The organism is Micromonospora sp. NPDC005194, assembly GCF_040608335.1.
In the GTDB taxonomy this organism is placed as follows: domain Bacteria; phylum Actinomycetota; class Actinomycetes; order Mycobacteriales; family Micromonosporaceae; genus Micromonospora.
The window spans coordinates 89,630-115,079 of record NZ_JBEXIA010000019.1; the positions used below are offsets into that span (position 1 = coordinate 89,630).

Annotated in this window: 21 protein-coding genes and 1 pseudogene; 8 read left to right on the forward strand and 14 right to left on the reverse strand. The window is 72.0% G+C overall.

Going from position 1 to position 25,450, the window contains the following annotated elements; genetic code table 11:
- Positions 1 to 48: 48 nt before the first annotated feature.
- Positions 49 to 2,955 (reverse strand): glycoside hydrolase family 48 protein, encoded by a 2,907-nt coding sequence (locus ABZU53_RS18175; protein ID WP_355066806.1) that lies wholly within the window; start codon positions 2,953 to 2,955, stop codon positions 49 to 51.
- Positions 2,956 to 3,800: 845 nt separating this feature from the next.
- On the opposite strand from ABZU53_RS18175, the gene ABZU53_RS18180 reads away from it, so the two are divergent.
- Positions 3,801 to 5,144 (forward strand): GH1 family beta-glucosidase, encoded by a 1,344-nt coding sequence (locus tag ABZU53_RS18180; RefSeq protein ID WP_354863185.1) that lies wholly within the window; start codon positions 3,801 to 3,803, stop codon positions 5,142 to 5,144.
- Positions 5,145 to 5,223: 79 nt separating this feature from the next.
- On the opposite strand, the gene ABZU53_RS18185 is transcribed toward ABZU53_RS18180, so the two are convergent.
- From ABZU53_RS18185 to ABZU53_RS18195, 3 genes are all read right to left on the reverse strand, one after another.
- Entirely contained in the window at positions 5,224 to 5,637 is a 414-nt protein-coding gene (locus ABZU53_RS18185) for a roadblock/LC7 domain-containing protein (protein WP_197281421.1), read from the reverse strand.
- A gap of 5 nt (positions 5,638 to 5,642) precedes the next feature.
- The gene (locus ABZU53_RS18190) at positions 5,643 to 8,183 is read right to left on the reverse strand and encodes a nitrate- and nitrite sensing domain-containing protein (RefSeq protein WP_355066807.1); all 2,541 of its coding nucleotides are present in this window, start codon (positions 8,181 to 8,183) and stop codon (positions 5,643 to 5,645) included.
- A gap of 95 nt (positions 8,184 to 8,278) precedes the next feature.
- The gene (locus tag ABZU53_RS18195) at positions 8,279 to 9,691 is read right to left on the reverse strand and encodes an FGGY family carbohydrate kinase (protein WP_355066808.1); all 1,413 of its coding nucleotides are present in this window, start codon (positions 9,689 to 9,691) and stop codon (positions 8,279 to 8,281) included.
- 271 nt (positions 9,692 to 9,962) lie between these two features.
- Between ABZU53_RS18195 and ABZU53_RS18200 the strand changes: the two genes are divergently transcribed.
- Complete coding sequence (locus ABZU53_RS18200; RefSeq protein WP_355066822.1) at positions 9,963 to 11,894, forward strand: anthranilate synthase family protein; 1,932 nt, start codon at positions 9,963 to 9,965, stop codon at positions 11,892 to 11,894.
- Positions 11,895 to 12,007: 113 nt separating this feature from the next.
- Here the strand turns inward: ABZU53_RS18200 and wrbA are convergent, their stop codons facing one another.
- The 4 genes from wrbA to ABZU53_RS18220 all read right to left on the reverse strand — a co-directional run bounded on the left by wrbA (position 12,008) and on the right by ABZU53_RS18220 (position 14,504).
- Complete coding sequence (gene wrbA / locus ABZU53_RS18205) at positions 12,008 to 12,625, reverse strand: NAD(P)H:quinone oxidoreductase (RefSeq protein WP_354860967.1); 618 nt, start codon at positions 12,623 to 12,625, stop codon at positions 12,008 to 12,010.
- 286 nt (positions 12,626 to 12,911) lie between these two features.
- Entirely contained in the window at positions 12,912 to 13,280 is a 369-nt protein-coding gene (locus ABZU53_RS18210) for a DUF3037 domain-containing protein (RefSeq protein WP_355066809.1), read from the reverse strand.
- The gene (locus tag ABZU53_RS18215) at positions 13,277 to 14,035 is read right to left on the reverse strand and encodes a HipA family kinase (protein ID WP_355066810.1); all 759 of its coding nucleotides are present in this window, start codon (positions 14,033 to 14,035) and stop codon (positions 13,277 to 13,279) included. Before ABZU53_RS18215 ends, ABZU53_RS18210 begins: the two co-directional genes overlap by 4 nt.
- Positions 14,036 to 14,111: 76 nt before the next feature.
- The gene (locus tag ABZU53_RS18220; protein ID WP_354860962.1) at positions 14,112 to 14,504 is read right to left on the reverse strand and encodes a hypothetical protein; all 393 of its coding nucleotides are present in this window, start codon (positions 14,502 to 14,504) and stop codon (positions 14,112 to 14,114) included.
- A 134-nt stretch (positions 14,505 to 14,638) separates the two neighbouring features.
- Between ABZU53_RS18220 and ABZU53_RS18225 the strand changes: the two genes are divergently transcribed.
- Positions 14,639 to 15,760, forward strand: coding sequence for a winged helix DNA-binding domain-containing protein (locus ABZU53_RS18225; RefSeq protein WP_355066811.1), 1,122 nt, complete (start codon positions 14,639 to 14,641; stop codon positions 15,758 to 15,760).
- Here ABZU53_RS18225 and malQ read toward each other — a convergent pair.
- From malQ to ABZU53_RS18255, 6 genes are all read right to left on the reverse strand, one after another.
- A complete protein-coding gene (malQ, locus tag ABZU53_RS18230) occupies positions 15,742 to 17,766 on the reverse strand; it encodes a 4-alpha-glucanotransferase (protein ID WP_355066812.1) in 2,025 nt (674 codons plus the stop codon). The two genes, ABZU53_RS18225 and malQ, sit on opposite strands and share 19 nt — an antisense overlap.
- A 173-nt stretch (positions 17,767 to 17,939) precedes the next feature.
- Complete coding sequence (gene ugpC / locus ABZU53_RS18235) at positions 17,940 to 19,148, reverse strand: sn-glycerol-3-phosphate ABC transporter ATP-binding protein UgpC (RefSeq protein WP_354860957.1); 1,209 nt, start codon at positions 19,146 to 19,148, stop codon at positions 17,940 to 17,942.
- 10 nt (positions 19,149 to 19,158) lie between these two features.
- On the reverse strand, positions 19,159 to 19,995 hold the full coding sequence (locus ABZU53_RS18240; protein WP_354860955.1) for a carbohydrate ABC transporter permease: 837 nt from the start codon (positions 19,993 to 19,995) through the stop codon (positions 19,159 to 19,161).
- Between the two features lies 1 nt (position 19,996).
- Entirely contained in the window at positions 19,997 to 20,977 is a 981-nt protein-coding gene (locus ABZU53_RS18245; RefSeq protein WP_354860953.1) for a sugar ABC transporter permease, read from the reverse strand.
- Positions 20,974 to 22,266, reverse strand: a complete 1,293-nt coding sequence (locus ABZU53_RS18250) for an ABC transporter substrate-binding protein (protein ID WP_355066813.1) — start codon at positions 22,264 to 22,266, stop codon at positions 20,974 to 20,976. Before ABZU53_RS18250 ends, ABZU53_RS18245 begins: the two co-directional genes overlap by 4 nt.
- Before the next feature lie 194 nt (positions 22,267 to 22,460).
- A complete protein-coding gene (locus ABZU53_RS18255; RefSeq protein WP_354860951.1) occupies positions 22,461 to 22,715 on the reverse strand; it encodes a flavin reductase in 255 nt (84 codons plus the stop codon).
- A 279-nt stretch (positions 22,716 to 22,994) separates the two neighbouring features.
- On the opposite strand from ABZU53_RS18255, the gene ABZU53_RS18260 reads away from it, so the two are divergent.
- The 5 genes and pseudogenes from ABZU53_RS18260 to ABZU53_RS18280 all read left to right on the forward strand — a co-directional run bounded on the left by ABZU53_RS18260 (position 22,995) and on the right by ABZU53_RS18280 (position 25,282).
- Positions 22,995 to 23,795 (forward strand): helix-turn-helix transcriptional regulator, encoded by an 801-nt coding sequence (locus ABZU53_RS18260; protein ID WP_355066814.1) that lies wholly within the window; start codon positions 22,995 to 22,997, stop codon positions 23,793 to 23,795.
- Positions 23,783 to 23,971 carry a DUF397 domain-containing protein gene (locus ABZU53_RS18265; protein ID WP_355066815.1) on the forward strand — a complete coding sequence of 63 codons (189 nt, stop codon included), beginning with the start codon at positions 23,783 to 23,785 and terminating at the stop codon, positions 23,969 to 23,971. Before ABZU53_RS18260 ends, ABZU53_RS18265 begins: the two co-directional genes overlap by 13 nt.
- 120 nt (positions 23,972 to 24,091) lie before the next feature.
- A pseudogene (locus ABZU53_RS18270) lies at positions 24,092 to 24,301 on the forward strand (VOC family protein); the annotation flags it as partial.
- Between the two features lie 185 nt (positions 24,302 to 24,486).
- Positions 24,487 to 24,918 carry a hypothetical protein gene (locus ABZU53_RS18275; protein WP_234589839.1) on the forward strand — a complete coding sequence of 144 codons (432 nt, stop codon included), beginning with the start codon at positions 24,487 to 24,489 and terminating at the stop codon, positions 24,916 to 24,918.
- Between the two features lie 46 nt (positions 24,919 to 24,964).
- Positions 24,965 to 25,282: a hypothetical protein gene (locus ABZU53_RS18280; protein WP_354860947.1), complete on the forward strand. Its 318-nt coding sequence runs from the start codon at positions 24,965 to 24,967 to the stop codon at positions 25,280 to 25,282.
- The last annotated feature ends 168 nt before the right edge of the window (positions 25,283 to 25,450 follow it).

Sequence of the window (25,450 nt, forward strand, 5' to 3'; positions counted from 1 at the left end):
GGCCGAACCCCGGGGTGGGCGGGGCACTCCACCCACCCCGGGTGGCTCTCAGCCGTTCGGGAACAGGGTCCCGTAGTCGGCGTACGCCATGGCCACGTCGGCCTGCGCCCAGAAGCGGTGGTAGTTGAAGCTGGGCTCCGCACCACCGTTCAGGTACGCCTGCACCTTGGGCCAGTCCGGGTCGTTCTTGTAGAAGGACCGGATGTCGAGGAAGCTCTTGCCGGCGGCGATGGCGTCGCCGTTGGGCATCTTCCCGGTCCAGCCCGGCGGGACGTAGAGGCCCTGCCCGGTGGACGCGTCGTAGGTGTCGTCGAAGCGCTTGTAGTCGCCCCGCGTCTCGGTGGTGGAGACGCCCTTCGCGTCACTGGCGGCGTCGAGCGCGTCCAGCAGGCCCTTGGCGGTGGTCTTCGCCGCCGCGTTGCCCGACTTGGCCGCGTACGCGATCAGGGTCCGGGCGTAGGAGGCGGCGACGCCGACGTCCTGGCCCTTGCTGATCACCTCGACGTGCAGGTTGGTGTTGGGCTGCGGGCTGGACGGGTTCCAGGTGATCGGCTGACCGGTCCACTTCATGTCCGACGGGATCGACCAGTTGGTGCCGACCGTCGTGTTGGCGATCGCCCACGGCACCCACTTGTCCAGCAGCGCCTTGGCCTTCGCGTTGCCGGTCTGCAGGTACAGCTCGGCGACCCGCTGCATCGACCACGCCTGCATGCCGAACCACTGGTTCGACGGCGGGTCGTTGTAGACCGGGTCGACGTCGTAGAACATGCCGTAGAAGGTGCTGGTGCCCGACGGCGGCTGGGCGTAGCTGCCGTCCCAGCTGTTGGTCGCGCCGCCGGCGATGCCGCCCTCGGACGACTGCAGCCAGGTGTAGAACTCCAGCTGCCGGTCGAAGCTCTTGGTCCAGTCGGCGACCGCGGTCGACGACTGCGGCTTGAGCTCCGGCGTGTTGGTCAGCGCCCAGGCCGCGAACGGGTTCTGGTAGCCGAAGTGGTTGTGGCTGGAACCGATTCGCCAGGACCAGTTCTGGCTGGTGTCGTACGCGCCGCCCCAGGCGTAGTACCAGGACAGCAGGTAGTGCGCCGAGTCCTTGCCACTGCCGGCGGGGCAGGTGCTGGCCCCGACGCAGTTGCCGATCTTCTTGAAGTACTTGTCGAACATCGCGTACCGCAGGTAGTCGCCCATCTTGGCGGCCTTGGCCACGGTGGCGGCGACGTCGGCCTGCTTGCCCTGCGCCTTGGCCCAGGTCAGCGCCCAGTACGCGGCCTGCACGGCACGGGCGTCGGCGTCCGGGGCGTTGGTGTACTTCCACTGCTTGGCGGGAGTGCCGGTGTCCTTGACGAACAGGTCGAGGTAGCCGTACTGACCGCCGTGCTTGAAGGTGTCGCAGGACGGCTGCGGGACGGTCTCCCACACCGACTCCTGGGTGCCCCGCTGGAAGGTGTTGATGTACGCCGGCTTGGTGGTGCCGTCACCGCAGCGGCCGAAGCCGTAGGTGTTGTCGACGTCCATCAACCAGTGCATGCCGTAGATGTCGCCGGTGCCGTAGGTGGACTGGAGCTCCGAGCGGAGCGGGTCCTGCCCGACGGAGATGTTCGGGTTCAGCGCCGAGGGGTACTGGCTGGGCAGGTTGTACTCCGCGGCGTACTGCGGTGTGCCGGCGGAGCCCGCGGTGGGCTGGTCGGCGTGCGACGGGATGATGTACTTCTCCATCACCGTCCAGGCGTTGTTGAACGGCGCCCAGTTCTGGGTGACGCGGCCGTACTGGGCCTCCAGCCAGATCCAGAAGCTGAACGCCTCCGAGGTGGTCTCGTGGCCGTAGTCCGGCGCCTCGACGATCAGCGTCTCGACCGAGTGGTACGGCACGCCCTCGGGGCTGAAGTAGCCCGAGTTCTTGATCTTGCCGTACTGGGCGAGGAACTTCTTGATGTAGGCGTTGTCGCCGCCGGGGGTGTCGTTGTCGATCTCGGTGGCGGTGACCGCCAGGGGTGCGAGACCGGTGGCGGACGCGGTGATGGTGGCGGTGCCGCCGACGGTGTCGGTGTCCTCCGCCGCGGCGACCGTGACGGTGACCCCGGTGTTCCAGTTGCTCGGGGTCAGGGTGACGGTGCTCGGCGAGACCGTGACGTCGGTGTCTCCGCTGCGGGTGAGGGTGACCGGCACGCTGGCCGTCGGCGCGGCGCTGAGCTTGAGGTTGAAGGTGGTCGTGCCACCCTCGTTGACGCTCACCGCGGACGGCGTGGCGATCAGCGTCGGGCCGCTGGCGGCGCCGACGGTGAACGCCTTCTCGGCGACCCCGATGCCGTTGGCGTTGTCGTACGCCTTGGCCTGCACCGTGTAGTTGCCGGCCGGCAGGTCCTCCTGCGTGTACGTGTACGGCGCGGTGGTGTCGGTGTTGATCAGCAGGCCGTTGCGGTAGAACTCGACCTTGCTGATCGTCCCGTCCGGGTCGCTGGCCGTGGCGGTCAGCGGCACGTCGGCCGGGGCGGTGAACGGCCCGCTCGGCAGGGCGAGGGAGACCGTCGGCGGCTGGTTGGCCGGGGTGCCGTTGCAGGAGGTGCCGTTCAGGGTGAACGAGGTGGGCTTCGGGTTGCTGCCCGAGTAGGACCCGTTGAAGCCGATGGTGGTGGAAGCCCCGGTGCCGAGGTTGCCGTTGTACGACTCGTTGGTCGCGGTGACCTCACTGCCGGACTGGCTGAACCTGGCCGACCAGCCCTGGGTGACGCGCTGGCTGCTGTTCGGGAAGGTCCACTTGAGCGTCCAGTTGCTGACCGCGTCGCCCAGGTTCTTGATGGTCACGTTGGCGGTGAAGCCGGTGTTCCAGTCGTTGGTCGCGTAGACCACGTCGCAGGCGGGTGCGGCCTGCGCGGCGCCGGCGGGCAGGGTCACCCCGCCGATGGCGAGCGCGGCGGCGGCGAGGATCGCCACTCGGCGGCGTCGTGCCAGTTGTCTCATGTGCGCGGTGTCTCCTCGGACCAGGCCGGGATGGTCCCCGGCGAGGCGCCTGCCCGCGGGTGTGGTGGTACGCGGGGGATTCGAGGCGCCGGGAAGGTGGTTGCCCCGGGCCCGGCCGGGGTGCGGCGGTGCGGCCCGCGCGGGAGGGGGTCCCGCCGGCTGCGCTCGGGTGCCGTGACCGGAAGTCGTGCTGCCGGCTGCCCTCGGCGGACCCGCGCCCACGCGATCTGGCTCCTGTCGCGTTGAATCGACAGTGTGCCATGGAAGCGCTCCCACAACAAGCGCACAGGGGACGGGATCACCCAGTTGTTTCGATCTCGTTTTGGGTCTTTCACAAAGGCGTGACGGGCGTTACAGTCGCAACATCGGTCGATGGGAGCGCTTCCATCGACAAAGGTTCCAACTGGAAGATCACCGGGACCGTCCTCGTGGCGGGCCCCGGGGAACCAACCCGAAGGCCGACGGCGGGCCAGCCCGGACGCCGCCGTCAGCCATCATCCCGCCACAGGGAGGGAGGTGGAACCAGAGCCACTCGCGTGGCCCGGCTCCCGCGCGACACGCACGGCAGGACCCAAATTCCGCCCGTGTGTGTGCAGTTACGGTGGGGACGGGGGTTGCCCTCCCCCGTCCCCACACTAAACCCCCGTACACAATGGGAAAAGAGGCCGACGGGACAGGCGCCAAGCGCCGCCCGGTCGGCCTCGTTCGCTGTCCGGGGCCCTCACCCGCCTCGACCCGCCATGTCCGGCCGCCGTGACGGCCGGCTCACGGGGCCGGCCGCTCCTGGCCTATTCTGGGAGCGCTCCCGAATCTCGGCGGCGGCCCCGTATCCACGAGGAGAATCCATGTCGATACCTACCGGGCCCGCCGGCCCGCTGCGCTTTCCCCGCGACTTCGGCTGGGGCGCGGCCACCTCCGCTTACCAGATCGAGGGCGCAACCAAGGAGGACGGCCGCGGCGAGTCGGTCTGGGACACCTTCAGTCGTGTCCCCGGGCGTACCCGCAACGGCGACACCGGCGACGTGGCCGCGGACCACTACCACCGGTACGCCGAAGACCTCGACCTGATGCGCGACCTGGGTCTGCGCAGCTACCGCTTCTCCATCTCCTGGCCCCGCGTTCAGCCCGACGGCACCGGCGCGCCCAACCAGCGCGGGCTCGACTTCTACCGCCGCCTCCTCGACGGCCTGCACGAGCGCGGCATCGCCCCGATGGCCACCCTGTTCCACTGGGACCTGCCGCAGGCGTTGCAGGACGCCGACGGCTGGGAGTCCCGCGACACCGCCCACCGCTTCGCCGACTACGCCGACGCGGTGTTCACCGCCCTCGGTGACCGGGTGCCGGTCTGGCTCACCATCAACGAGCCCAAGACCGTCGTCCAGAACGGCTATCTCATGGGCCACCACGCGCCCGGCCGGCAGGACCCGGACGCCGCCTACCTCGTCGCCCACCACCTGCAACTGGCCCACGGCCTCGCGGTCCGCGCGCTGCGCGCCGCCAACGGCACCGGCCGGATCGGCCCCGCGCTCAACCTGCACCCCTGCTACCCCACCGACGACTCCCCCGAGGCCGGCGCCGCCGCCCAGCTCTACGACGGCTACGAGAACCGCCTCTACCTCGACTCGCTGCTCAAGGGCAGCTACCCGCAGGACGTGCTGGCCGACCTGGGCCCGCAGAGCCGGATGGTTCGCGGCATCCGCGACGGCGACCTGGCGGTGATCTCGTCGCCGGTCGACCTGCTGGCCGTGCAGTACTACACGCCCATCTACGTCACGGCCGACGGCAGCACCGAACACCGGTGGCCGACCTCCGAGGCCGGTTGGCAGCAGATCTACCCCGACGGGATGTACGACATCCTGACCCGGGTCACCCGCGACTACGGCCCGATCCCGCTCACCGTCACCGAGAACGGCCTGCCCACCCCCGACACCCTGGCCGCCGACGACACCGTCGACGACAGCGGCCGGATCACCTTCCTGCGCGACCACCTGGCCGCCGCGCACCGCGCCATCAGCGCCGGAGTGCCGCTGGAGAGCTTCCACGTGTGGTCGATGCTCGACAACTTCGAGTGGGACGAAGGGTACGACCAACGCTGGGGCCTGGTCTACGTGGACTACGCCACCCAGCGCCGGGTGCTCAAGCGCAGCGCCCACTGGTACCGCTCCGTCATCGCCGAGGGCGGTTTCTGAGCGGGCCGCCCGGACGGCCGGGCCCGGACGGCTCGGCTCCGGGTGAGCCGGTGACCGTCCGGGTCACGGTCGGCAACGTTCAGCGGGGCAGCGCCTGCTGCAACTCCGCCCGCAGGGCAGGGGTGAGCATCTCCCCCGCCTGCTTCGCCAGCCGGGCCATCTCGTAGCCCACCACGCCGATGTCCGCGTCGCCGGCCGCGAGCGTGGCCAGGATCGATCCGTCGCGCACCTGCATCACGAGGAAGTAGCCCCGGCCCATCTCGACCACCGTTTGCTTGACGATGTCGCCGTCGAACATCTGCGCCGCGCCCGCCGTGATGCTCATCAGCCCGGACGTCACCGCGGCGAGCTTGTCCGCGTGGTCGCGGGGCAGATGGTCGGAGATCGCCACCAGCAGCCCGTCGGAGGAGACCACCACCGCGTGCGCCACACCCGGCACCCGCTCTGCGAACGCGCTCACCAGCCAGCTCAGGTCACGTGCCTCCTGGCTCAACGTCGTCACTGTCGTCGTCCTCCTTCGTCGTGCCCCCACGAGGGTGGCACCGATATCTCGGTGGTGTCCTCGGCCTCGGCACGCCGTACCCCGCTGTAGAGCCGGGAAAGCATGCCACCGACCGCCTCCGGGTCCAGTTCGGCGCGCGCCGGCGCCGACTCCGGCTGGGCCGGGCGGGTGACCGCGGAGAGTTGCGCCATCGGCACGCGTACCGGCAGGCCCCGCTCATTCGTGCCGGCCGTCACCGGAGTGGCGGGCGGCGCGGCCGGGCCGGGGGCCGCCGCCCCGGTCGGCCCCTGCCGGGACCACCAGCCGCCGCCGTCATCGGAGGCGGCCGGAGCCAACACGTCCTCGGCGCGTACCGGCACGGGGCGGGTCTGGCGCGGCACGGTGGCAGCCGGCGGGCGACCGGCCACCGGCAGGTCCAGCGGCGCGACGGCCGGCCCACGGGCACCAGCCGACCGGGGGGCCCCCGCCATCCGCTGCGCCGCGGCGCCCCGCGCCGCACTCGCCGCCAGCATCCGGGCCGGCGCCGGCGGATCCAGCTCCACCGCACCGGCCGGAGCCAGCAGGGCGGCCGGCAGCACCAGCCGCGCGACCAGGCCGCTCTGGCGTGCGTCGAGCTGCACGCGCACGCCCAGCCGGCTCGCCAGGTGGCTGACCACGAACAGGCCCATCCGCTCGACCGCCGCGACGTCCGCGGCCGGCGGGCTGGCCAGCACCGCGTTCGCCTCGGCCAGCGCGGTCGGGCTCATGCCCAGGCCGTCGTCCACGATCTCGATCAACGCGCCCGACGCCTCGACCCGGGCGGTCACCAGCACGACCGTGTCCGGACGGGAGAACGCGGTCGCGTTCTCCAGCAGCTCGGCCAGCATGTGCACCAGTTCCCCGACCGCGTGCCCCACCACGTTGACCTCGCCCACCGAATCCAGCCGGACCCGCTGGTACTGCTCGATCTCGGCGGCGGCGGCCAGCAGCACGGTGCCGAGACCCACCGGACGGTTCCACCGACGGGTGGAGTCCGTACCGGCGAGCACCAGCAGGCTCTCGTCGTTACGGCGCATCCGGGCGGCCAGGTGGTCGAGTTTGAACAGGTTGCCGAGCTGGTCCGGGTCGCTCTCCTCGCGCTCCAGGTCGTCGAGCAACTCCAGTTGGCGCTCCACCAGCACCTGGCTGCGGCGGGCCAGGTTGACGAACATCGCATTGACGTTGCGACGCATCAGCGCCTGCTCGACGGCTACGGTCACGGCGCTGCGGTGCACCGCGACGAACGCCTCCGCCAGCTCACCGATCTCGTCGAGCGAACGGACCACAGCCGGCGCGACGTCGATGCTCGGCACCCCGCCGGTGACGGTCCGCAGCCGATCCAGCGCGTCCGGCAGCTCGACCTGCGCGATGCGCAGCGCCTGGCTGCGCAGCAGCCGCATCGACCGGGCGACCGACCGCCCCACCAGCAATGAGATCAGCAGGGCGACCAGCAGCACGGCGACGACACCGCCCACCACCAGCAGGGTGGCCCGCAACTGGCCGCTGCTGGCGTCGTCGGCCTGGCGCACCGCGTCGTCCAGCACCCCCGCCTCGACCTGGCGCAGCAACTCCTGGCGCTGTTGGCTGGCCGACCACCACTGCTCCGACGGCAGCACCTCGGGCGCGGCGTTCCCGGCCGGCAGGCTGCGCTCCTCCAGCTGGGTGGCGACCAGGAACAGCGGGTTCACCGAGGTCTCGTCGTACCGGCGGATCTGATCCGTGGTGGCGGCCACCCGGAACGCGCCGAGGGCGGTCAACTGCTGGGCGCGCAGGTCGGTGAGGACCACCCGGTCCTCCGTGCCGTACCGGCCGGCGCGGGCGGCGGCGTAGAGCTGGGCGCGGACGCGGGAGGAGAGCTCCTTGACCCGGGCCAGCTGCACGTAGCGCAGCACCGAGTCGCTCAGCGCCGCCCGGTCCTGACCCGGCGTCGGCTCGGCGAGCAGGTCCAGCAGCGCGCCCACGGCCCGGTGGTAGTTGCTCAGGATGGTGTCGTTGCTGAGCACCGCCGGCGGGATCGCCGGACGGATGTCGATCACCTGGTCGTACGCCTCCTGCGCCTCGGAGAAGGCCACCCGCCAGGACGCGTCGGCATCGGCCAGCGGCCCGGCCGCCCGGCTCAGGTCGGCCATCGCCCGGTCGGAGGCCGCCTGCAACGGTCGCAGCGCGGTGGCGGCGGCCTGCCGGTCGCCACCGCGGCGCAGCTCGCCCAGCTCACCCGCCGAACGGTCCCGCTCCTGTTGGAGCTGGTGCACCACTGCGGTGATCTGCCGGCCGATGCCGACCTGCCGGGAGAAGTCGTTCAGCGCGGTCGTCCGTCCGACCAGGGCGCTGGTCTGCACGCCCGCGAGCACCAGGAACGCCACCGACGGCACCACCAGCACGGTGGCCAGCTTGGTGCTCATCCGCCAGTCCCGCAGCCGGAACGGCGAGCGGCGTCGATGCGGAACGACGCGGACGTCGAAGCGTCGCCGGCGGTGATTCGACACCCCGCCGGTCGCCGGATCGGGACCTCCCGCCACCCTGCCTCCTCCTGCCGCGTCCACCGCGACCCGGGGAGCGCAGTCCATCCAACCAGGCTCGGTAGCGCTGTCAACGGCCCGGGCAGGGCGAAAGTTCAGGAAGAATACTGCGGGTGGGATCGTCCTGTCGTGGTCGGTAAGACCAGCTCATCCGTCTGGCCGATGTCGGCGAGCTCGGCCGCCGCACCAAAGCGGCCCAGCGCGACCAACGCGGCGCCGGTGGCACCGATCTCCGGGTTGCGTTGGTGCGACACCGGTCGCGGCGCGAGCGCGGCGGCGAACGCCTGCCGCCACCACACCGAGGCGGCCACCGCGCCGCCACCCAGCACCACCCCGACCGGTTTGTCGACCGTGGACTCCAGCACCGCGAGATCGTCGGCGACCAGCTCGCACAGCCCCTGCATCAACCCGGCCAGGATGTCCACCGCCGTGGTGCTGAAGCTCAGGCCGCGCAGCTCGCCCGAGCCGGCCGGCGCCAACCCGGGCGGCCGGTCGCCCCCGAAACGGGGGTCGGTCGGCCGGCCGCCGCCCGCCGGCACCAACGCCAGCGCCGCGTCCAGCTCATCCCCGTGGGGCAGTCGCAGCTCCCTGTTCGCCCAGGCGAACAGGTTGCCACCGCTGGAGTACGCAGCCCCGGTCACCACGTGGTCGTGGTCGACCCGGTAGCGCCAGAGTCGTTCGGGCAGTCGTGGTAGCGGCTCTCCGGCCGGGATCCGCTGCATCAGGCGTACGGCCGCGGAGGTGCCCACCGTGACCGCGGCCCGGCTCGGGTCGGCGCAGCCCGAGCCGACGTTCGACGCCCCGCCGTCACCCACCGGCGGCGCCCACCGGGCCTCGGCCAGCTGCGGCCAGCGGCGGGCGCGGTCGGGCCGGAGCCGGCCGTGCCAGTCCAGCTCACCCAGGGTCGGCAGGTCGCGCGGTCGCGCACCGGCCAGCGTCAACGCCTCCTCATCCCAGCGCAGGCTGCTCAGATCCAGCAGGCCGGTGCCGGAGGCCTGGGAGACCGACATGGGCGCCGCCTGCAGCAGCTCGCCCAGCACGTATTCCGGCAGGCCGACGAACCGGGCGATCGGCGTGCCGGACTGTTCCCGCAGCCAGGGCAGGCGCACCGACCAGTAGGAGCGGTGCCACCAGCAGCCGGTGCGCTGGTGGAAGGCGTCCGGGTCGGCCGGGCCGGACGTGTCGCCGACCGGCGCGGGCCGGGTGTCCAACCAGGTGACGACCGGGCCCAGCGGAGTGCCGTCGCGGTCCAGCGGAAGCACCGAGTGCCACTGCGCGGAGGTCGCCACCAGGTCGACGTCGTGCAGGTGCCCCGCCTCGGCCAGCTCGTCCAGGCACTCGATGAGACAGGCGAGGTAGTCGGGGCCGGAGAGCGTGCCGGTGCCGTCGTCACCGAGGGCGAGGTTGACCTTCCGCCGGGCCAGGGCGCCGGGCAGCGGCTGGGTCTCCCCGTCCAGCACCAGCCCCCGTACGGAGGAGGTGCCCAGGTCGAGCGCGAGAATGTTCATCGCCGGTCAAGTTACCCGGTGCCGGCCGCGCGGGAACGGAGGTCCGGCCGGGCACACCGGTACGCCCGAAGGGGTCCCGAGCCGGCCCGCGGCCGCGTAAGGTGGACCGCATGCTCGCGCACCCAACCTCCTGGTGGCCCGCCGACCCGGCGGCCACCCCCCGCGCGTAGCTCCATCCACGCGGCCGCCACCGAGGCGGCCGCCGGATCTCCCGGCCCGGATGGCCGCCACCGCTGGCGGCGCCCGGCCCACGGAGACCACGATGACCAGCCTGACCCACCTGACCGACCTGCTCGCCGCCATCTCCCGTGGCGACGACCCCGGCCCGTTCGCGCTGTTGCGCCGCGAGGGCGCCGACGAGCTGGAACTGTTCACCGGCGTCGTCGCCACCGTCGACCGCCTGGCGGACATCCCGCTGTCGCCGGGTGCGCCCGGGGCGCGGACGCTGGCCCTGGTGCCGTTCCGGCAGATCGCCGAGCGTGGCTTCGCCTGCGTCGACGACGACGCCCCGCTGGAGTGCCTCCAGGTCCGCGAGCACCGGCGGATCCCCCTGGCCGAGGCCCTGGCCGCGCTGCCCGACCAGCCGGTCCGCACCCGCGACGCCGCGTTCGACGTCAGCGACGAGGAGTACGCGCGGATCGTGCAGCGGGTGCTCACCGAGGAGATCGGCCGCGGCGAGGGCGCGAACTTCGTCATCCACCGCACCCTGCACGCCAGCGTGCAGGGCGCCCCGCTGGTGGCGGCGCTGGCCGCGCTGCGCCGGCTGCTGGTCGCCGAGCGCGGCGCCTACTGGACGTTCGTGGTGCACACCGACACCCGGACCCTGGTCGGCGCCAGCCCGGAACGACACGTCAGCGTCGACGACGGGCTCGTGATGATGAACCCGATCAGCGGCACCTTCCGGCCCGGCGGCGACGCCCCGGACCGGGAAGCGCTGCTGCGGTTCCTCGCCGACCCGAAGGAGGTCGAGGAGCTCTACATGGTGCTCGACGAGGAGCTGAAGATGATGGCGACCGTCGCCGAGCACGGCGGCCAGGTCATCGGCCCGTACCTCAAGGAGATGTCCCACCTGGCGCACACCGAGTACCTGCTCGCCGGGCGGGGCACCCGCGACGTGCGGGAGGTGCTGCGGGAGACGATGTTCGCGCCCACCGTGACGGGCAGCCCGATGGAGAACGCCTGCCGGGTGATCGCCCGGCACGAGCGCCGGGGCCGGGGCTACTACGCGGGCGTGCTGGCCCTGCTCGGTCACGACGACGCCGGTCGCCAGACGCTGGACGCGCCGATCCTGATCCGTACCGCCGAGATCTCCCCCACCGGCCGGCTGCGGGTGCCGGTCGGCGCGACCCTGGTTCGGCATTCGACGGCGGCCGGCGAGGTGGCCGAGACGCACGCCAAGGCCGCCGGAGTGCTGGCCGCGCTCGGTCTCGGCCCGGCGGCGCCCGCCGGCGACCGCGGGCCGGTCGTGCGGCTGGCCGACGACCCGGCGGTACGCGACGCGCTCGCCGCGCGGAACACGCCGCTGGCCCGGTTCTGGCTGGACCAGCGGGCGCCGGACGCGCCGGGGCTGCCCGGGTTGGTTGGTCTGCGGGCACTGATCGTGGACGCCGAGGACACCTTCACCGGCATGTTGGCGCACCAACTGGGCGCGTTGGGTCTCGCGGTCACCCTGCGGCCGTGGCACGCAGGTGGCCCGGTCGACGAGTACGACCTGGTGGTGGCCGGGCCCGGGCCGGGCGACCCGGGCAGCTCGGACGACCCGAAGATGGCCGCGTTGCGCAAGCTGCTGGACGGGCTGCTGGCGACCGGCCGGCCCACCCTCGCGGTCTGCCTGGGGCACCAGGTGCTGGCCGGGTTGCTGGGGCTGCCCCTGCACCGCCGCGACGCGCCCTATCAGGGGTTGCAACGGGAGGTCGCCCTGTTCGGCCGGGCCCGCCGGGTCGGCTTCTACTCCTCGTTCACCGCGCGGGCCGAGGCGGACCGGCTGCACACCGCGTACGGGACGGTGGAGCTGGCCCGGGACGCGCGCGACGGGTCCGTGCACGCCCTGCGCGGGCAGGGTTTCGCCGGGGTGCAGTTCCACCCGGAGTCGGTGCTCAGCCCGGACGGGCTGACCGTGCTGACCGAGTTGCTGGCCGATCTGCTGCCGGCGCCACGCCCGGCCCGGCAGGCATCGCCGACCGGCCCGGCCCACCAGGCGTAGCCGACCGGCCGCGCCCGCTCGGCATAGCCACCGCCGTCGTGGGGTAGGGCTGGTGCGACCGGTGGTGCGAGCGGGCCGAGAGCCCCCGCCCGCGCCACCGGTCGCACCATCTGTCAGCCGCCCATGCCCTGCTTGAGCGCGGCGCCGATCTGCACCGCCCGGCGGGCGGTGAGGGCGCAGGCGCCCAGCGCCACCGCGTCCGGGGCGATCTCCCCGTTGTTGCTGGTGTGCGAGGCGCCGTACGGGTTGCCGGCGATGAACTGGCTGGAGTCGGTGTAGCCGGGGGGCACCACGACACCACCCCAGTGGTAGAAGACGTTGAAGAGCGAGGTCAGGGTGGTCTCCTGCCCTCCGTGCGAGGTCGCCGTGGAGGTGAAGCCCGCGTAGACCTTGTTGGCCAACGCGCCCTGCGCCCACAGCGGACCGGTGGTGTCGATGAACTGCTTCAGCTGGGCGGCGATCATGCCGTACCGGGTGGGGGATCCGAAGATCGCCACGTCGGCCCAGGCCAGGTCGTCGATCATCGCCTCGGGCACGTCCTGGGTCTCCAGGTGGTGCGCCTGCCAGCCGGAGTTGGAGCGGATCGCCTCGTCCGGCGCCAGCTCCCGCACCTTGCGCAGGCGCACGTCGGCGCCGGCCTCCCCGGCGGCCTCGCACGTGGCCTGCGCCATCTGGTACGTGATGCCGGTGGCGCTGTAATAGATCACCGCTACCTTGGTCTGGGCAGCCATCAGATTGTCCCCTTCTCGTCTCGGGTCAGCTCCCGCGACTACCCCCCAGGTGCGGTGACAAACGACGCCGACAGCGGCCTTCCGGTCGTCCGGGCTCAAGTTTTCCGCAAGTTCCCGGTCGTTGCGGCCCGGCCGCCAGCACGGGCGGCCATCCTGATGCCATCGGTGCCGGCGCGATCCTGCCGCCGGATGGCACCGGGCGCCTGAACGGGGGATCGCGCTCCGCCGGCAACGACGCTGGCGCAGCGCGATCAGGGGCTCTTCCCGAACCTCACGGCCGGTGCGCTCAGTGGACCAGCGCCGCCATCAGCCGGTCCAACTCGCCGGCCGGGTCAGCGGTGAGGCCGGTGTGCACCGGGCCCGCCTGGATCATCGTGCTGCGGGGCGCGGCCAGCCAGTGGAACCGCTCACCGAGCCGCATCCGGGTCGCCGGCCCGTCACCGGAGCAGGTCCGGTCCAGGGAGTCGAGCACCGCGGCCACGGCCGGCAGATCGACGTCGGACGCCAGCGCGCGGACCCGGTCGACATCCAGGTGCGTCCGCGCGGCCAGGAAGTCGCGCTGCTGGCAGTAGAGCAGCACCCCGACGTTGATCTGCTCGCCGCGCTCGATGCGGGGCACCAGCCGGATGAGGGCGTACTCGAAGGGATGCCTCACGCCACGCTCCCCGCCGGTAGCCAGTCCGCCGGGCGGGCGACCCGCCGCGACAGGTGCGCCACGTACGCCTCCCGCGCCGCGTCGGCCGAGTCGAAGTCGGCGGCGGTCAGCCACTGTGCCGGCACCAGCGCCAGGACCTCCCGCAGCAGCTCCGGGGTGACCCGGGGCGCCAGCTCCGCGTCGGCCTCGGCCAGCCGCGACGCGTACGGCTCCAGCACGTGATCGTCCGCGCGGTAGGCCCGGTGCACGGCGGCGTCGGCGCGCGGCCAGTTGTGGTGGAAGTACAGCGCGGCGCCGTGGTCGATGAGCCACAGCTCCCGGTGCCAGACCAGCAGGTTCGGGTTGCGCCAGCTCCGGTCGACGTTCTCCACGTACGCGTCGAACCAGAGCACCCGGGACGCCAGCACGGCATCGACCGGGTGTGCGACCGGGTCGAAGCCGAGCGCTCCCGGGAGGAAGTCCATCCCCAGGTTGGCGCCGCCGCTGTTGCGCAGCAGCTCCTGCACCTCCTGGTCGGGCTCGGCCCGCCCGATCACCGGGTCGATGTCGAGGACCACCAGCGGCGGCACCCGCAACTCCAGCCGGCGGGCCAGCTCACCGCAGATCACCTCGGCGATGAGCGCCTTGGGCCCCTGCCCGGCGCCGGAGAACTTCGCCACGTACGTGCCGAGGTCGTCGGCCTCCACGACGCCCGGCAGCGAGCCACCCTCGCGCAGCGGCGTGACGTAGCGGATGGCGTTGACCTGGCGGAGCACGTCGCCCACCCTACTGGGGCCCGGGTCGCGACCCGCCCCGCGTCGTCGAACGTGCTCCCCGTCGGGGCGGCCCGCGTCAGTCGAGCTTGTCGCGCAGCTTGTTGACCTGCGTCTGGAGGCGGTCCACCGCGTTCTCGTTGTTGACGAAGGTGGTGATGCCCGCGGCGAGGCCGAGGCCGATCAGCACCGCCAGGATGCTCAGCACCAGACCGCCGATCGACACCCCGCGGCCGGTCACCCCGGGTCGTTGCGCCATCTTGAGCCCGACGATGCCGAGGATGATTCCGATGATGCCGAGCACCAGCCCCAGCCACGCGAGGATGGCGGTCAACACGCTGAACAGGCCGGCGACGCCGAACACCAGAGCGAAGGTGGCGGCCGCACTGGTCTTCGCGTTGGCTTCCCCCCGGTGGCTCCGAGACCCGGCCGGTACGCCGGCACCCCGGGCCGGCTCGCTTGCGGCAGTCATGAGACTCCCCTCCGTACGCGCGGCTCGCGTACTTCCGGGGGGCCGCCTTCCCGCTGCTCAGGTGGTTATGCACACGAGGCACTGTCGGCCGGGTGCCCTACCCTGACGCAGCCACCTCCGGGAAAGGGAGTCCGATGACCACGGAACTCACCGCGTCCGAGGCGCTCGGTCTGCGGATGACGAGCCTGCTGTTGCGACCGCACCCGAGCATCCGGCCCGGCGCGGTGGCCGAGGTGGTCGAGTGGTTCGGCGCCATGCAGGCGCAGGATCTGGCGAGCGGGCTGTGGTCGCTGGGCGCCCGGTTGCCGGGGTGGACCAGGGCCGACGTGCAGGCGGCGCTGGAGCGCCGCGAAGCTCTGCGCACCTGGCCGATGCGGGGCACCGTGCACCTCGTTCCTCCCGCCGACACCCGCTGGATGCTGGAGCTGACCGGCGTCCGCTCGCTGGCCGGCGCGGCGGCCCGTCGAACGCAACTCGGGCTCACCGAGGCCGACGCGGACCGGGCGCTGGACGTGCTCGGCGCCGCGCTGGTCGGCGGGCGCCGGCTCACGCGGGCGGAGTGCCTGGCGGCCCTTCGCGCGGCGGGCCTGTCGACGGACGGCCAGCGCGGCTACCACCTGCTCTGGTACGCGAGTGTGCGCGGGGTGACCTGCGTGGCGCCGAACGTCGGCACAGACCAGACCTTCGCCCTGCTCGACGAGTGGGCGCCGGAGCAACGCCACCTGGATCGGGACGAGGCGTTGGCCCTGCTCGCCCACCGCTACGTCCGCGGGCACGGGCCGGTCACCGCCCGGGAGTTCGCCGGTTGGAGCGGCCTCACCCTGACCGACGCGCGGCGCGGCCTGGCAGCCGCCGGCGAACTGCTGAGCACGGTGCTCGTCGACGGCGAGCCGATGCACGTGGACGCGGCGCTGTGTGACACGGCGTTGGCCGGTGCGCGCGCGCCGCAGGCCGACGTGCTGGCGCTGCCCGGCTTCGACGAGTACCTGCTCGGCTACCGGGACCGCACGTTGATGCTCGACCCCGCGCACCAGGCGGCCGTGGTGCCCGGCAACAACGGCATCTTCCAGGCGACCGTGGTCCGTGCCGGCCGGGTGGTGGGCGTCTGGAAGCGCGCGCTCGGCCGGGCCGCCGTCACCGTGGCGATCCGGCCGCTGACGACGCTGGACGCCGGCGAGCGAGCCCGGGTGGAGCAGGCCCTGGGGCGGTACGCCGACTTCCTCGGGCTGCCCGCCCGCTACGACTGGTCGGCCTGAGGGCTGCTCGTCCCGGACCGGCGCGGGGCGGTCGATCGGGGACGCGCGGCGGTGAGGAGGTCGACGACCCGCGTCACCCTCGGGTCGGCGCGGATCTGCGCCACGGTCGCCGGCAGCGGCAGCCGCCAGTTCGGATACTCGTCGACCGTGCCCGGCATGTTGGGCTGGCGCACCTCACCCAGCACGTCGTAGAGGGAGACGCCGAGCAGTCGGGTGGGGCTGGCCGCGAGCGCCGCGTGCATCGCCACCACCACGTCGTCGTCGGGTGGGCCCGGCTCGCCGCCGGGCGTCGACCCCGGGTCGGCCGGCTCGGGCAGCAGCGCCTCGTCGCGCAGCATCGCCAGCAGTCGCTCGCGGTCGGCGGCGGCCCGGGCGCGCTCGACCGCCACGTCGGTGCCGAGCAACTTCAACTCGTCGCGGACACGGACGTGCTCCCCGGTCAGGAAGCCCGGCGCGGTCGGCAGGTCGTGGGTGGAGATGCTGGCCAGCGCGTTACGCGGCCAGCGGGCCGGCGGGACGAAGGTGCCGTCGTCGTCCCGGGCGAACCACAGCACGGTCGAGCCGAGCATGTTGCGCCCCCGCAGGCCCCGGGTCACGGCGGGTTGGACCGTGCCGAGATCCTCGCCGACCACCACCGCGCCGGCCCGGTGGGCCTCCAGCGCGAGGATGCCGAGCATCGCCTCGGCGTCGTATCGGACGTAGGTGCCCTCGGCGGCGCCGGCGCCCGGCGGCACCCACCACAGCCGCCACAGCCCCGCGACGTGGTCGACCCGTAGGCCGCCCGCGTGCCGCAGGGTCCGCCGCAGCATGTCCCGGTACGCCGCGTACCCGGTCTCGGCGAGCCGGTCCGGCCGCCATGCGGCGAGGCCCCAGTCCTGGCCGAGCTGGTTGAAGTCGTCCGGTGGGGCGCCGACCCGCACCCCCTGGGCCAGGACGTCGGCGAGCTGCCAGCCGTCCGCGCCGCCCGGGTCGATGCCGACGGCCAGGTCGTGCACCACGCCGACCGGCATCCCGGCCGCCCGGGCCGCCGCGGTGACGGCGTCGAGCTGCTCGTCGCACAGGTGTTGCAGCCAGGCGTGGAAGGCCACCCGGTCGGCGAGCTGCCGACGCTGCTCGGCGACCGCCGGGGCGTCCGGGTGGTGCAGCTCCGCCGGCCAGGCACGCCAGTCGTTGCCGTGCCGCTCCGCCAGCGCGCACCAGGTGGCGAAGCTGGCCAGCGCCGGGTCCGCGGCCAGGTCGACCGGCTGGGCGTACGGGTGCAGCAGCTCCAGGGCGTGCCGCTTGGCGCTCCACACCTCGTCGTAGTCGATCAGGTCGCCGCGGTCGGGGCGCAGCGCGTCCACCACCGCCCGGGTCGCCGAGTCTGCCGCGGCGTACGCGGCGGTGTCACTGACGCGCAGGTAGAGCGGGTTGACGAAGCGCCGACTGGCGGGTGAGTACGGTGAGGCGGCCACCGGGTGCGCGGGTCCCACCGCGTGCAGCGGGTTGAGCAGCACCAGCCCCGCGCCCGTGGCACCGGCCCAGCCGGTGAACTCGGCCAGGTCGCCGAGGTCGCCCATGCCCCAGGAGCGTTCCGAGGTGAGCGCGTAGAGCTGGAGCATCCAACCCCAGGTGCGCGGCGGCACGGGCAGCCGACGGGGCACCACCACGAGCGTCGTCTCGCGGCCGGCGCAGCCCAACCGGTGCCAGCCCAGCGGCAGGTCTTCCGGCAACTCGCCGTCGACGTCGCGGCGGCCGCCGTCCTCCAGGGTCACCACGCCCGGGCCGGGCAGCGCCCGGGTTGTGCCCTGGGTCAGCACCACCGTCGCCGGCAACGCGGTCGAATCGACCGCGCGGGCGGCGGCGAGCGCGTCGGCCACGGCGGCCGGGCTGGTGGCGTCCACGCCGAGCAGGCCGAGCACGCCCACGACGGTCTCCGGTGCGACCTCGACTCGACGGTGCCGCCAGTCCTCGTACCAGGTGGACACGCCGTGCGCCTTGGCCAGCGCGGCCAGTCGTCGGTCCATCCCGCCCCCCGCCTCACGATGCGACCTTCGACCACCTTGCCACGCCCACCCACCGACCGCAGCGCACCCTGCCCCCGCCGATCCTGCGGTTCCTGCCACGACACAGGGGACATTCGACCCAGGTCGACAACGGAGACTGCAAGATCGGCGGGACTGGCGGCGGGGTCGGGCCGTCAGTCGGCGAGCGCGCCGGCCGACCTGCCCTCGTGCAGGGTGAGGTTGCGGCCGTTGGTCGGATCGAACAGGTGGATCTTCTCCAGGTTGAACCAGACGCGGCGGGACTGGCCCTCCGCGACCGGTGACTCGGCCGACAACCGGGTGACCAGGTTGCCACCGGTGCCGGCGAAGTCGCCCCCGCCCGCGTCGGCGGCCAGCTCCTCCAACTCGGCGGCGCTGGCCCGCTCCCCCTCCACCGTGAAGTAGACGTACTTGTCCGAGCCCATCGACTCGACGATCTCCACGGGCGCCTCGAACTCCAGACCCCGGCGGCGGGTGTCCTCGTCGACCAGCTCGGCGTCCTCGAAGTGCTCGGGGCGTACGCCGAGGATCAGCTCGCGGGGCGCGTCGGCCGCCTCCAACTCGCGGCGGACCCGGTCGCCGAGCGGCACCTCGCCCAGCGCGGTGTGCAGGCTGCCGTCCTGCACGGCGGCGTGCAGGAAGTTCATCGACGGGGAGCCGATGAAGCCGGCCACGAAGAGGTTGCGGGGGTGGTCGTACAGCTCCTGCGGAGGCCCGACCTGCTGGATCGCGCCACCCCGCATGATGACCACCCGGTCGCCGAGGGTCATCGCCTCGGTCTGGTCGTGGGTGACGTAGACGGTGGTGGTGCCGAGCTGCTTCTGCAACCGGGACACCACCGTGCGCATCTGCACGCGCAGCTTCGCGTCCAGGTTGGACAGCGGCTCGTCCATCAGGAACGCCTTGGGCTGGCGGACGATCGCCCGGCCCATCGCCACCCGCTGACGCTGCCCACCGGAGAGGTTGGCCGGCTTGCGGTCCAGCAGCGGCACCAGCTCCAGCACCTTGGCCGCCTCGTCGACCTTGGCGTTGATGGTCTCCCGGTCCAGCTTGGCCAGCCGCAGCGGGAACGCCATGTTCTCCCGCACCGTCATGTTCGGATACAGCGCGTAGGACTGGAACACCATCGCGATGTCCCGGTCCCGGGGGGCCTTGTCGTTGACCCGCTGGCCGCCGATGCGCAGCTCGCCGGAGCTGATGTCCTCCAGCCCGGCGATCATGTTGAGGGTGGTGGACTTGCCGCAGCCCGAGGGGCCGACCAGGATCACGAACTCGCCATCGGCGATCTCCAGGTCGACGTCCTGCACGGCGACGGTCCCGTCCGGGAAACTCTTGCTCACCTTGTCGAGCACGATGTCAGCCATGACTACTCACCTATCCCTTGACTGCGCCGGAGGTCAGGCCGGACACGATGCGGCGCTGGAAGAAGAGGACGAACAGGATGATCGGTACGGTGATCACCACGGCGGCGGCGCAGATCGCCCCGGTGGGGTCCTCGAACTGCGACGCGCCGGTGAAGAACGACAGCGCGGCCGGCACCGTGCGGGACCGCTCGGTGGAGGTCAGCGAGATGGCGAACAGGAAGTCGTTCCAGCAGAAGATGAAGACCAGGATCGCCGTGGTGAACAGGCCGGGCGCGGCCAGTGGCGCGATCACCCGCCGGAACGCCTGTGCCTGGGTGGCGCCGTCCATCTTCGCCGCCTTCTCCAGGTCCCAGGGGATCTGCTTGAAGAACGCCGACAGCGTGTAGATCGCCAGCGGCAGCGCGAAGGTGATGTACGGCAGGATCAGTCCCGGCCAGGTGTCGAAGATCTTGAGCTGACGCTCGATCTCGAACAGGGGCGACACGAGGGACACCTGCGGGAACATCGCGATCAGCAGGGAGACCCCGACCAGCAACCCCTTGCCGGGGAAGTCCAGCCGGCTGATCGCGTACGCGGCCATCGCGCCGAGCACCACCGCGATGAGCGTGGCGATCAGGGCGATGCCGATGGAGTTGATCAGCGCGCGGACGAACTGGTCGGTGTCGAAGATCGTCCGGTAGTTGTCCAGCGTCCACTCCCGGGGGATGAAGTTCCCGTCGGTGAGGGTGGCCGGCGTCTTGAACGACAGCGAGGCGATCCACAGCACCGGGACCATCGCGAAGACGACCACGAGGACGTCGAGCAGACCCCAGCGCACCTTCGCCCGGGTGGTGGTTTCGACAGCCATGTCAGCGCCTCTCCCCGTCGTCGCTGCCGGGGGCAGCGGTGCCGAACAGCTTCACGAAGACGAAGGCGATGATCGCCACAGTGATGAAGATGAGCACCGACATCGTCGAGCCGATGCCGAGGTTGAGACCCCGGATCAGGTTGTTGTAGGCGAGCATCGACACCGACGAGGTCTCGTTGCCGCCCGCCGTCAACACGAAGATGTTGTCGAAGACCCGGAACGCGTCCAGGGTGCGGAACAGCAGCGCGACCAGGATCGCCGGCTTCATCACCGGCAGCATCACCTTGGTGAACTTCTGCCAGGCGGTCGCCCCGTCGGTGGAGGCGGCCTTGAGCAGGTCCTCCGGGACCAGCGCCAGCCCCGCCATCAGCAGCAGCGCCATGAACGGCGTGGTCTTCCAGATCTCCGCCAGCATGATGATCGCCAGCGAGCTGGCCCGCTCGGTGAGCGGCGCACCGTCGCTGAACACGTCCGCCAGGTAGCCGGTGCCGGGCGTCCAGGCGTACCGCCAGGAGAACGCGGCGACCACCGTGACGATCCCGTACGGGATGAGCGCCGAGGTCCGCACCAGGCCGCGCCCGACAAGCGTACGGTGCATGATCAGCGCCAGCCCCATGCCGAGCACCAGCTCGACGGCCACGGTGACCACCGTGATCAGCGTGGTCACCCCGAACGCCGTCCACCAGAACTCGTTGGTGAGCACGGTGACGTAGTTCTCCAGCCCGATGAACTCACGCTGATCGGGAAAGCGCAGGTCGTAGCGCTGCAACGACAGCCAGACCGAGTAGATGATCGGGTACGCGGTCACCGCGACCATCACCAGCGCGGCGGGCGCGCAGAGCAGCCAACCGAGTCGCCGTTCGGCCTTCTTGTTCTCACTCAGCGGCGGCCTGCGACGGCCGCCCCGCTGGGTGGGGACGGTGGTGGCCCGTTCCGCCTCGGCGCTCACCTGCGCGCCGGCCGGCGTGGCGTTGACACTCACGGCAGGACCCCCTTGGACTGGAGGGCGTCGGCGATGGCGCCGCGCAGCTCATCGGCCGTCTGTTGCGGACGGATCGCCGACGGCGGCGACAGGATCGCCGACATGACGGTCGAGATGCTCTGGTAGGCCGGGGTCAGCGGACGGGTCGCCGGTTCCTTCAGCTCTTCGAGGATGGTGTCCTTCATGGGGTACGCCTCGGTCATCTCCGGCTCGTCGAAGACCGCCTCGATGGTCGGTGGCACGCCGTCGTTGATGGCGGAGAACTTCTGGTGCTCGGGGCTGCGCAGACACCGGGCCGCCTCGAACGACTGCTCCGGGTGCCGGGAGTAGGAGCTGACCGCCAGGTTCACGCCGCCGATGGTGACCTTGCTGGTGGTGTTCTCGTCGATGCCGGGCACCCGCGCCCAGCCGACCTGCTTGGCCAGCTCCGGGTTGGCCTCCTGCAACGCCGGATAGACGAACGGCCAGTTCACCTGGAACGCGCCCGAGCCGGACTGGAACTCCAGCCGGACCGGGTCCTCGGTGGCGTTGCTGAACGACGGCGAGGTCACGCCCGACGTGGCGAACCGCTGCAACTGCTCCAGCGCCCGGACCGTGCCGTCGTCCATCACGGCCTTCTTGCCGTCGTCGGAGAGGACCTTTCCGCCGGCGCTCTCGGCCAGGGTGTTGTAGAGGACGACCAGGCCCTCGTACTGGGCGCCCATGGTGAGCACCTGGTACGGCTTGCCCTGGTCCTTGAGCTGCTGGGCGGCCGTGATCATCTGGTCCCAGGTGGTCGGCGGCTGCGGCACCAGGTCCTTGCGGTACCAGAGCAGTTGGACGTTGGTGTTCTTCGGCGCGGCGTAGAGCTTGTCCTCGTAGCGGGCAGTGTCCAGCGGCCCGGCGAGGGTGCCCTGCTCGACGTCGGACTTCTCCTGGCCGGTCCACTCGCGGATCCAGTCGGCGCTGGCGAACTCCTGGGTCCAGGTGACGTCCAGGCCGAGCACGTCCATCCCGCTGTCCTCGGCGGCCAGCCGGCGCACCATCTGCACCCGCTGGTCGTCGGCCTGACGGGGCAGCACCCGGTAAACGATCTTGTATCGTCCCTGGGCCTGCGCGTTGCAGTCGTCGACCACCTTCTGCAGGTTCTGCTCCGGCGGGTAGTACAGGTTGATCGTCGGCGTACCGCCGCCGCCACCGTCGTCGGCGCCGCACGCGGCCAGCGGCGCGACCAGCGCCAGCGCGGCGGCCGCGGCGCCAAGCCGGGCAGCCGGCCGACGCCGGTGTCGAGCCGTTTCGGGGTCCGTCATCGCCCTCCCCCTCTCTTCGGCGAGAAACCGGGGAGGGGCATCCGTGCCCCGGCGCACGGCGAGACCTTTCCGGGCCGATGAGCTGCGGAAATGACCAGGCCCGGATGCTCCGTGCGGCTACACTGCCCCACTCCCCGCGCCGCGAAACCTGCCCGCAACGGGCAAGACGAGCACCCCGCCCCGACCGACAAGCGTCAGCCCCGGGCTCGCGCCCAGGAGAGGAAGCGTTCGGTCATCCGTGTCGGCGGGTGGTCCGGGTGGAGTTGGGTGAGCTGGTGGGTCGCCTCGTTCATCAGGGTGCCGAGGTAGATCAGCAGACCCGTCCGGTCGGTCCGGTACTCCGTCAACAGGGTGAGCTTGGCCGGCTGGCAGGGCCACTCCCGGCCGCAATTGCGGCACCGCCACAGCGGACGCATGGCGACATGCGGGGTGGGCGGACGAACCACCATCACCACCACCGTGTCTCGTCGTGGTGGTCTGTCGGGCTCAGCACATCGGCCTCCTCGCGCATGGGGAAGGGGCCGCTCCCGCAAGGGGGGAACGGGAGCGACCCCCGGGGGCAGAGCCCGCCACCGCCGTTGCGGCCACCAGCGAACCCGCCATTGGTGACAGTCTGCGATGACTCGACTACCTTCGATACGCGCTCGTGCCATCCGCGCAGCTCATGGACTCAGGCGAGCGGTCGGGACCGACACGCCGATGCGGGTTGGGCAGAGATTGGGGAATTGATGGGGACCGTCACCGACTACGTGCTGGAGGAACTGCGGCTACTCCGGGCGGAGACAGGGCTCAGCCAGGACGACTTCGGCCGAGCCATCGGCTACTCGGGCTCGCACGTCAGCTCCGTCGAGACGGGCGGGCGACCGCCCACGAAGGAGTTCATGCGGGCGGTCGACAACCACCACCGGACCGGCGAGCGCTTCCAGCGGATGCTGGAGCGGTTGGGCCGGCTCGACGCCGAACCGGCCTGGCTGCGCGAATGGATCGAGTTCGAGCGGGAGGCGACCACGCTGCGCTGGTTCGAGTTGGCGTACGTGCCGGGCCTGCTCCAGACCGAGCGGTACGCCCGCGCCACGCTGGCCGGCGGCCGGTTCGACGCCGAGGACGTCGACCGCATCGTCGCGTCACGGCTGGAGCGGCAGGCGATCCTGCGACGCCCGCGCCCGCCGCAGCTCATCACCGTGCTGGACGAAGCGGTGTTGCGCCGGCCGGTGCTCGACCAGCCGGGCCTCATGCTCGAACAGTGCGAGCACCTGGTGGAGTTGGCGGCCCAGGAGCACATCCAGGTGCACGTCGTCCCGGTGGACGCGGGGATGTACCTGGGGATGGGTGGCCAGTTCATCATCGCCGAGATGCCGGACGGCGAACGGGTGACCTACGCCGACAACCAGCTCACCGCGCAGATCGTCGACACGTCGACCGACGTCGCTAAGCTGGCCAAGACGTGGGAGATCGTTCGCAACGAGGCCCTCCCCCGCCGGCAGTCAATCGAGCTGATCAAGGAAGTGACGAAGTCATGGATGCCCTGACTCCACGCTGGCGCAAGTCGACCCGGTCCGGCGGCAACGGCGGTGCCTGCGTCGAGGTCGCCGACAATCTGCCGTACGTCGTGCTGGTGCGCGACACCAAGGACCGCGACGGCGGGACCCTGCACGTCACCCCGAATGCCTGGAAGGCATTCATCGGTTACGCCAAACAGCGCTGACCGCGCACTCTCCCGGGCCAACGCGCCGCAAGATCCGCACAACATCCCGGACACTGCTGCGTCAGGGCCGCCGGGGGCAGCGACACCCGCGTCGACCCCCGCTCCGCGCGTTCGGACGCCGAGTCGACCTGGGTGAACCAGGTGCCCGAGCCTCGGGTCGGCAAGACACGCGTACACCTGAATCTGCGGCTGGCGGGGGCGGAGCCGGCGCCGCTGCTCGCGGCCGGCGCCCGGCTGGTCCGCGAACCCGACCGCGAGGTCGGCTGGTGGGTGCTGGCCGACCTGGAGGGCAACGAGTTCTGCGCCTTTCCGCCACGTCCCACCGGGTGAACGACTGACTACCCAGCGCGGGCGGCGTCGACTAGCGTTTCCGTAGCGCCGCAGCCAGCGCGTTCGCCGCCGACGTCGACACGCCTCCGGCCGGCCCAGCCTGCCCGATCGGTTGGTTATCGCGGGAACGTCCCACCGCCGCTGCACCGGTTCGGCAGGATCGTCCCAATGAGGGAGGTGCCGTCGTGCAGGACACCCGCGCTCTCGCCCTGACCTTCGAGGTGAGCGGCCTGCCACCGGTCAAGACCGAAGCGTTGTCCATCTTCGCCGCCGGACACCGGCAGGCGACGAGGGTCCGCACCCTGCTCCAGGCCGCCTTGGGCGCGGCCCAGCGCACCGGCTGGACGCCGTTGCCCGGGCCGATCGAGGTGGACCTGGTTCTGCGCTGCCCGCCCGGGCACCGGACATCCGACGCCAGCACCCTGCTCGGCGGCGTCTGCGCGGTGCTGCAGGACAAGAAGCGGGTCTCCACCATCGGCCTGGCGCACCTCGGCGTCCTGGTGGATGTCGCCCTCTACGACGACGACCGGCAGATCCGCCGCTTGTCGTACCACGAGGAGCCGGCGGAGGACTTCTCGTACCAGGTGCGGGTAGCCGCCGTACCTTCCGGCGTTTGACCGACGGCCGCGGTGGGGTATCGCGGACGCCGACGAAGGGAGCACGATGTCGGAGCCACATGTCACGCTCGACCCGCGCGGGCTCGATCCCGTGCAGCAGAAGCTGCGCGGGCCGCTGGAGGACCAGCTGACCTCGGCTCTCCAGGCAGCCACCGACCGGATTCGCGCCGGCTACGCCGGCGAGCCGGTCGAGCAGGTGTGCCAGCGGCTGTTGGACGAGACCCGCTCCGGGTTGCATCCCGACATCGCGGCCGGGTTCAACCCGGACATGGACGAGTTCTGCCGGGTGGCGATCTCGATCGTCCGTGGCGGGTCCGACGAGCCGGACGCCCGCCCCACCGGCGACGGCCGGCACCGCGCCTAGCGGGCCGGCACCGATCGCAGTGGCCGGGTCAGGACCGGGTCCGCAACTACCCGGTCCTGACGTCCGGCCGTCCGACGGGGAGCGGACAGGTCCGGCACCCACCGCGCGCGTGGGCGCGGCACGACGCCACGCGGCCCGGCGGGGAGGTCCGGCCGCCCTGCACTCAGC

Excerpts from the sequence above, each read along its gene's own strand:
- ABZU53_RS18280 (WP_354860947.1), top strand. The coding sequence starts at position 24,965 with ATGTCGGAGCCACATGTCACGCTCGACCCGCGCGGGCTCGATCCCGTG.
- wrbA (WP_354860967.1), bottom strand. The coding sequence starts at position 12,625 with ATGGCTGCCCAGACCAAGGTAGCGGTGATCTATTACAGCGCCACCGGC.
- ABZU53_RS18175 (WP_355066806.1), bottom strand. The coding sequence starts at position 2,955 with ATGAGACAACTGGCACGACGCCGCCGAGTGGCGATCCTCGCCGCCGCC.
- malQ (WP_355066812.1), bottom strand. The coding sequence starts at position 17,766 with ATGGACCGACGACTGGCCGCGCTGGCCAAGGCGCACGGCGTGTCCACC.
- ABZU53_RS18180 (WP_354863185.1), top strand. The coding sequence starts at position 3,801 with ATGTCGATACCTACCGGGCCCGCCGGCCCGCTGCGCTTTCCCCGCGAC.
- ABZU53_RS18240 (WP_354860955.1), bottom strand. The coding sequence starts at position 19,995 with ATGGCTGTCGAAACCACCACCCGGGCGAAGGTGCGCTGGGGTCTGCTC.
- ABZU53_RS18195 (WP_355066808.1), bottom strand. The coding sequence starts at position 9,691 with ATGAACATTCTCGCGCTCGACCTGGGCACCTCCTCCGTACGGGGGCTG.
- ABZU53_RS18250 (WP_355066813.1), bottom strand. The coding sequence starts at position 22,266 with ATGACGGACCCCGAAACGGCTCGACACCGGCGTCGGCCGGCTGCCCGG.
- ABZU53_RS18260 (WP_355066814.1), top strand. The coding sequence starts at position 22,995 with ATGGGGACCGTCACCGACTACGTGCTGGAGGAACTGCGGCTACTCCGG.
- ABZU53_RS18225 (WP_355066811.1), top strand. The coding sequence starts at position 14,639 with ATGACCACGGAACTCACCGCGTCCGAGGCGCTCGGTCTGCGGATGACG.
- ABZU53_RS18265 (WP_355066815.1), top strand. The coding sequence starts at position 23,783 with ATGGATGCCCTGACTCCACGCTGGCGCAAGTCGACCCGGTCCGGCGGC.
- ugpC (WP_354860957.1), bottom strand. The coding sequence starts at position 19,148 with ATGGCTGACATCGTGCTCGACAAGGTGAGCAAGAGTTTCCCGGACGGG.
- ABZU53_RS18255 (WP_354860951.1), bottom strand. The coding sequence starts at position 22,715 with ATGGTGGTTCGTCCGCCCACCCCGCATGTCGCCATGCGTCCGCTGTGG.
- ABZU53_RS18220 (WP_354860962.1), bottom strand. The coding sequence starts at position 14,504 with ATGACTGCCGCAAGCGAGCCGGCCCGGGGTGCCGGCGTACCGGCCGGG.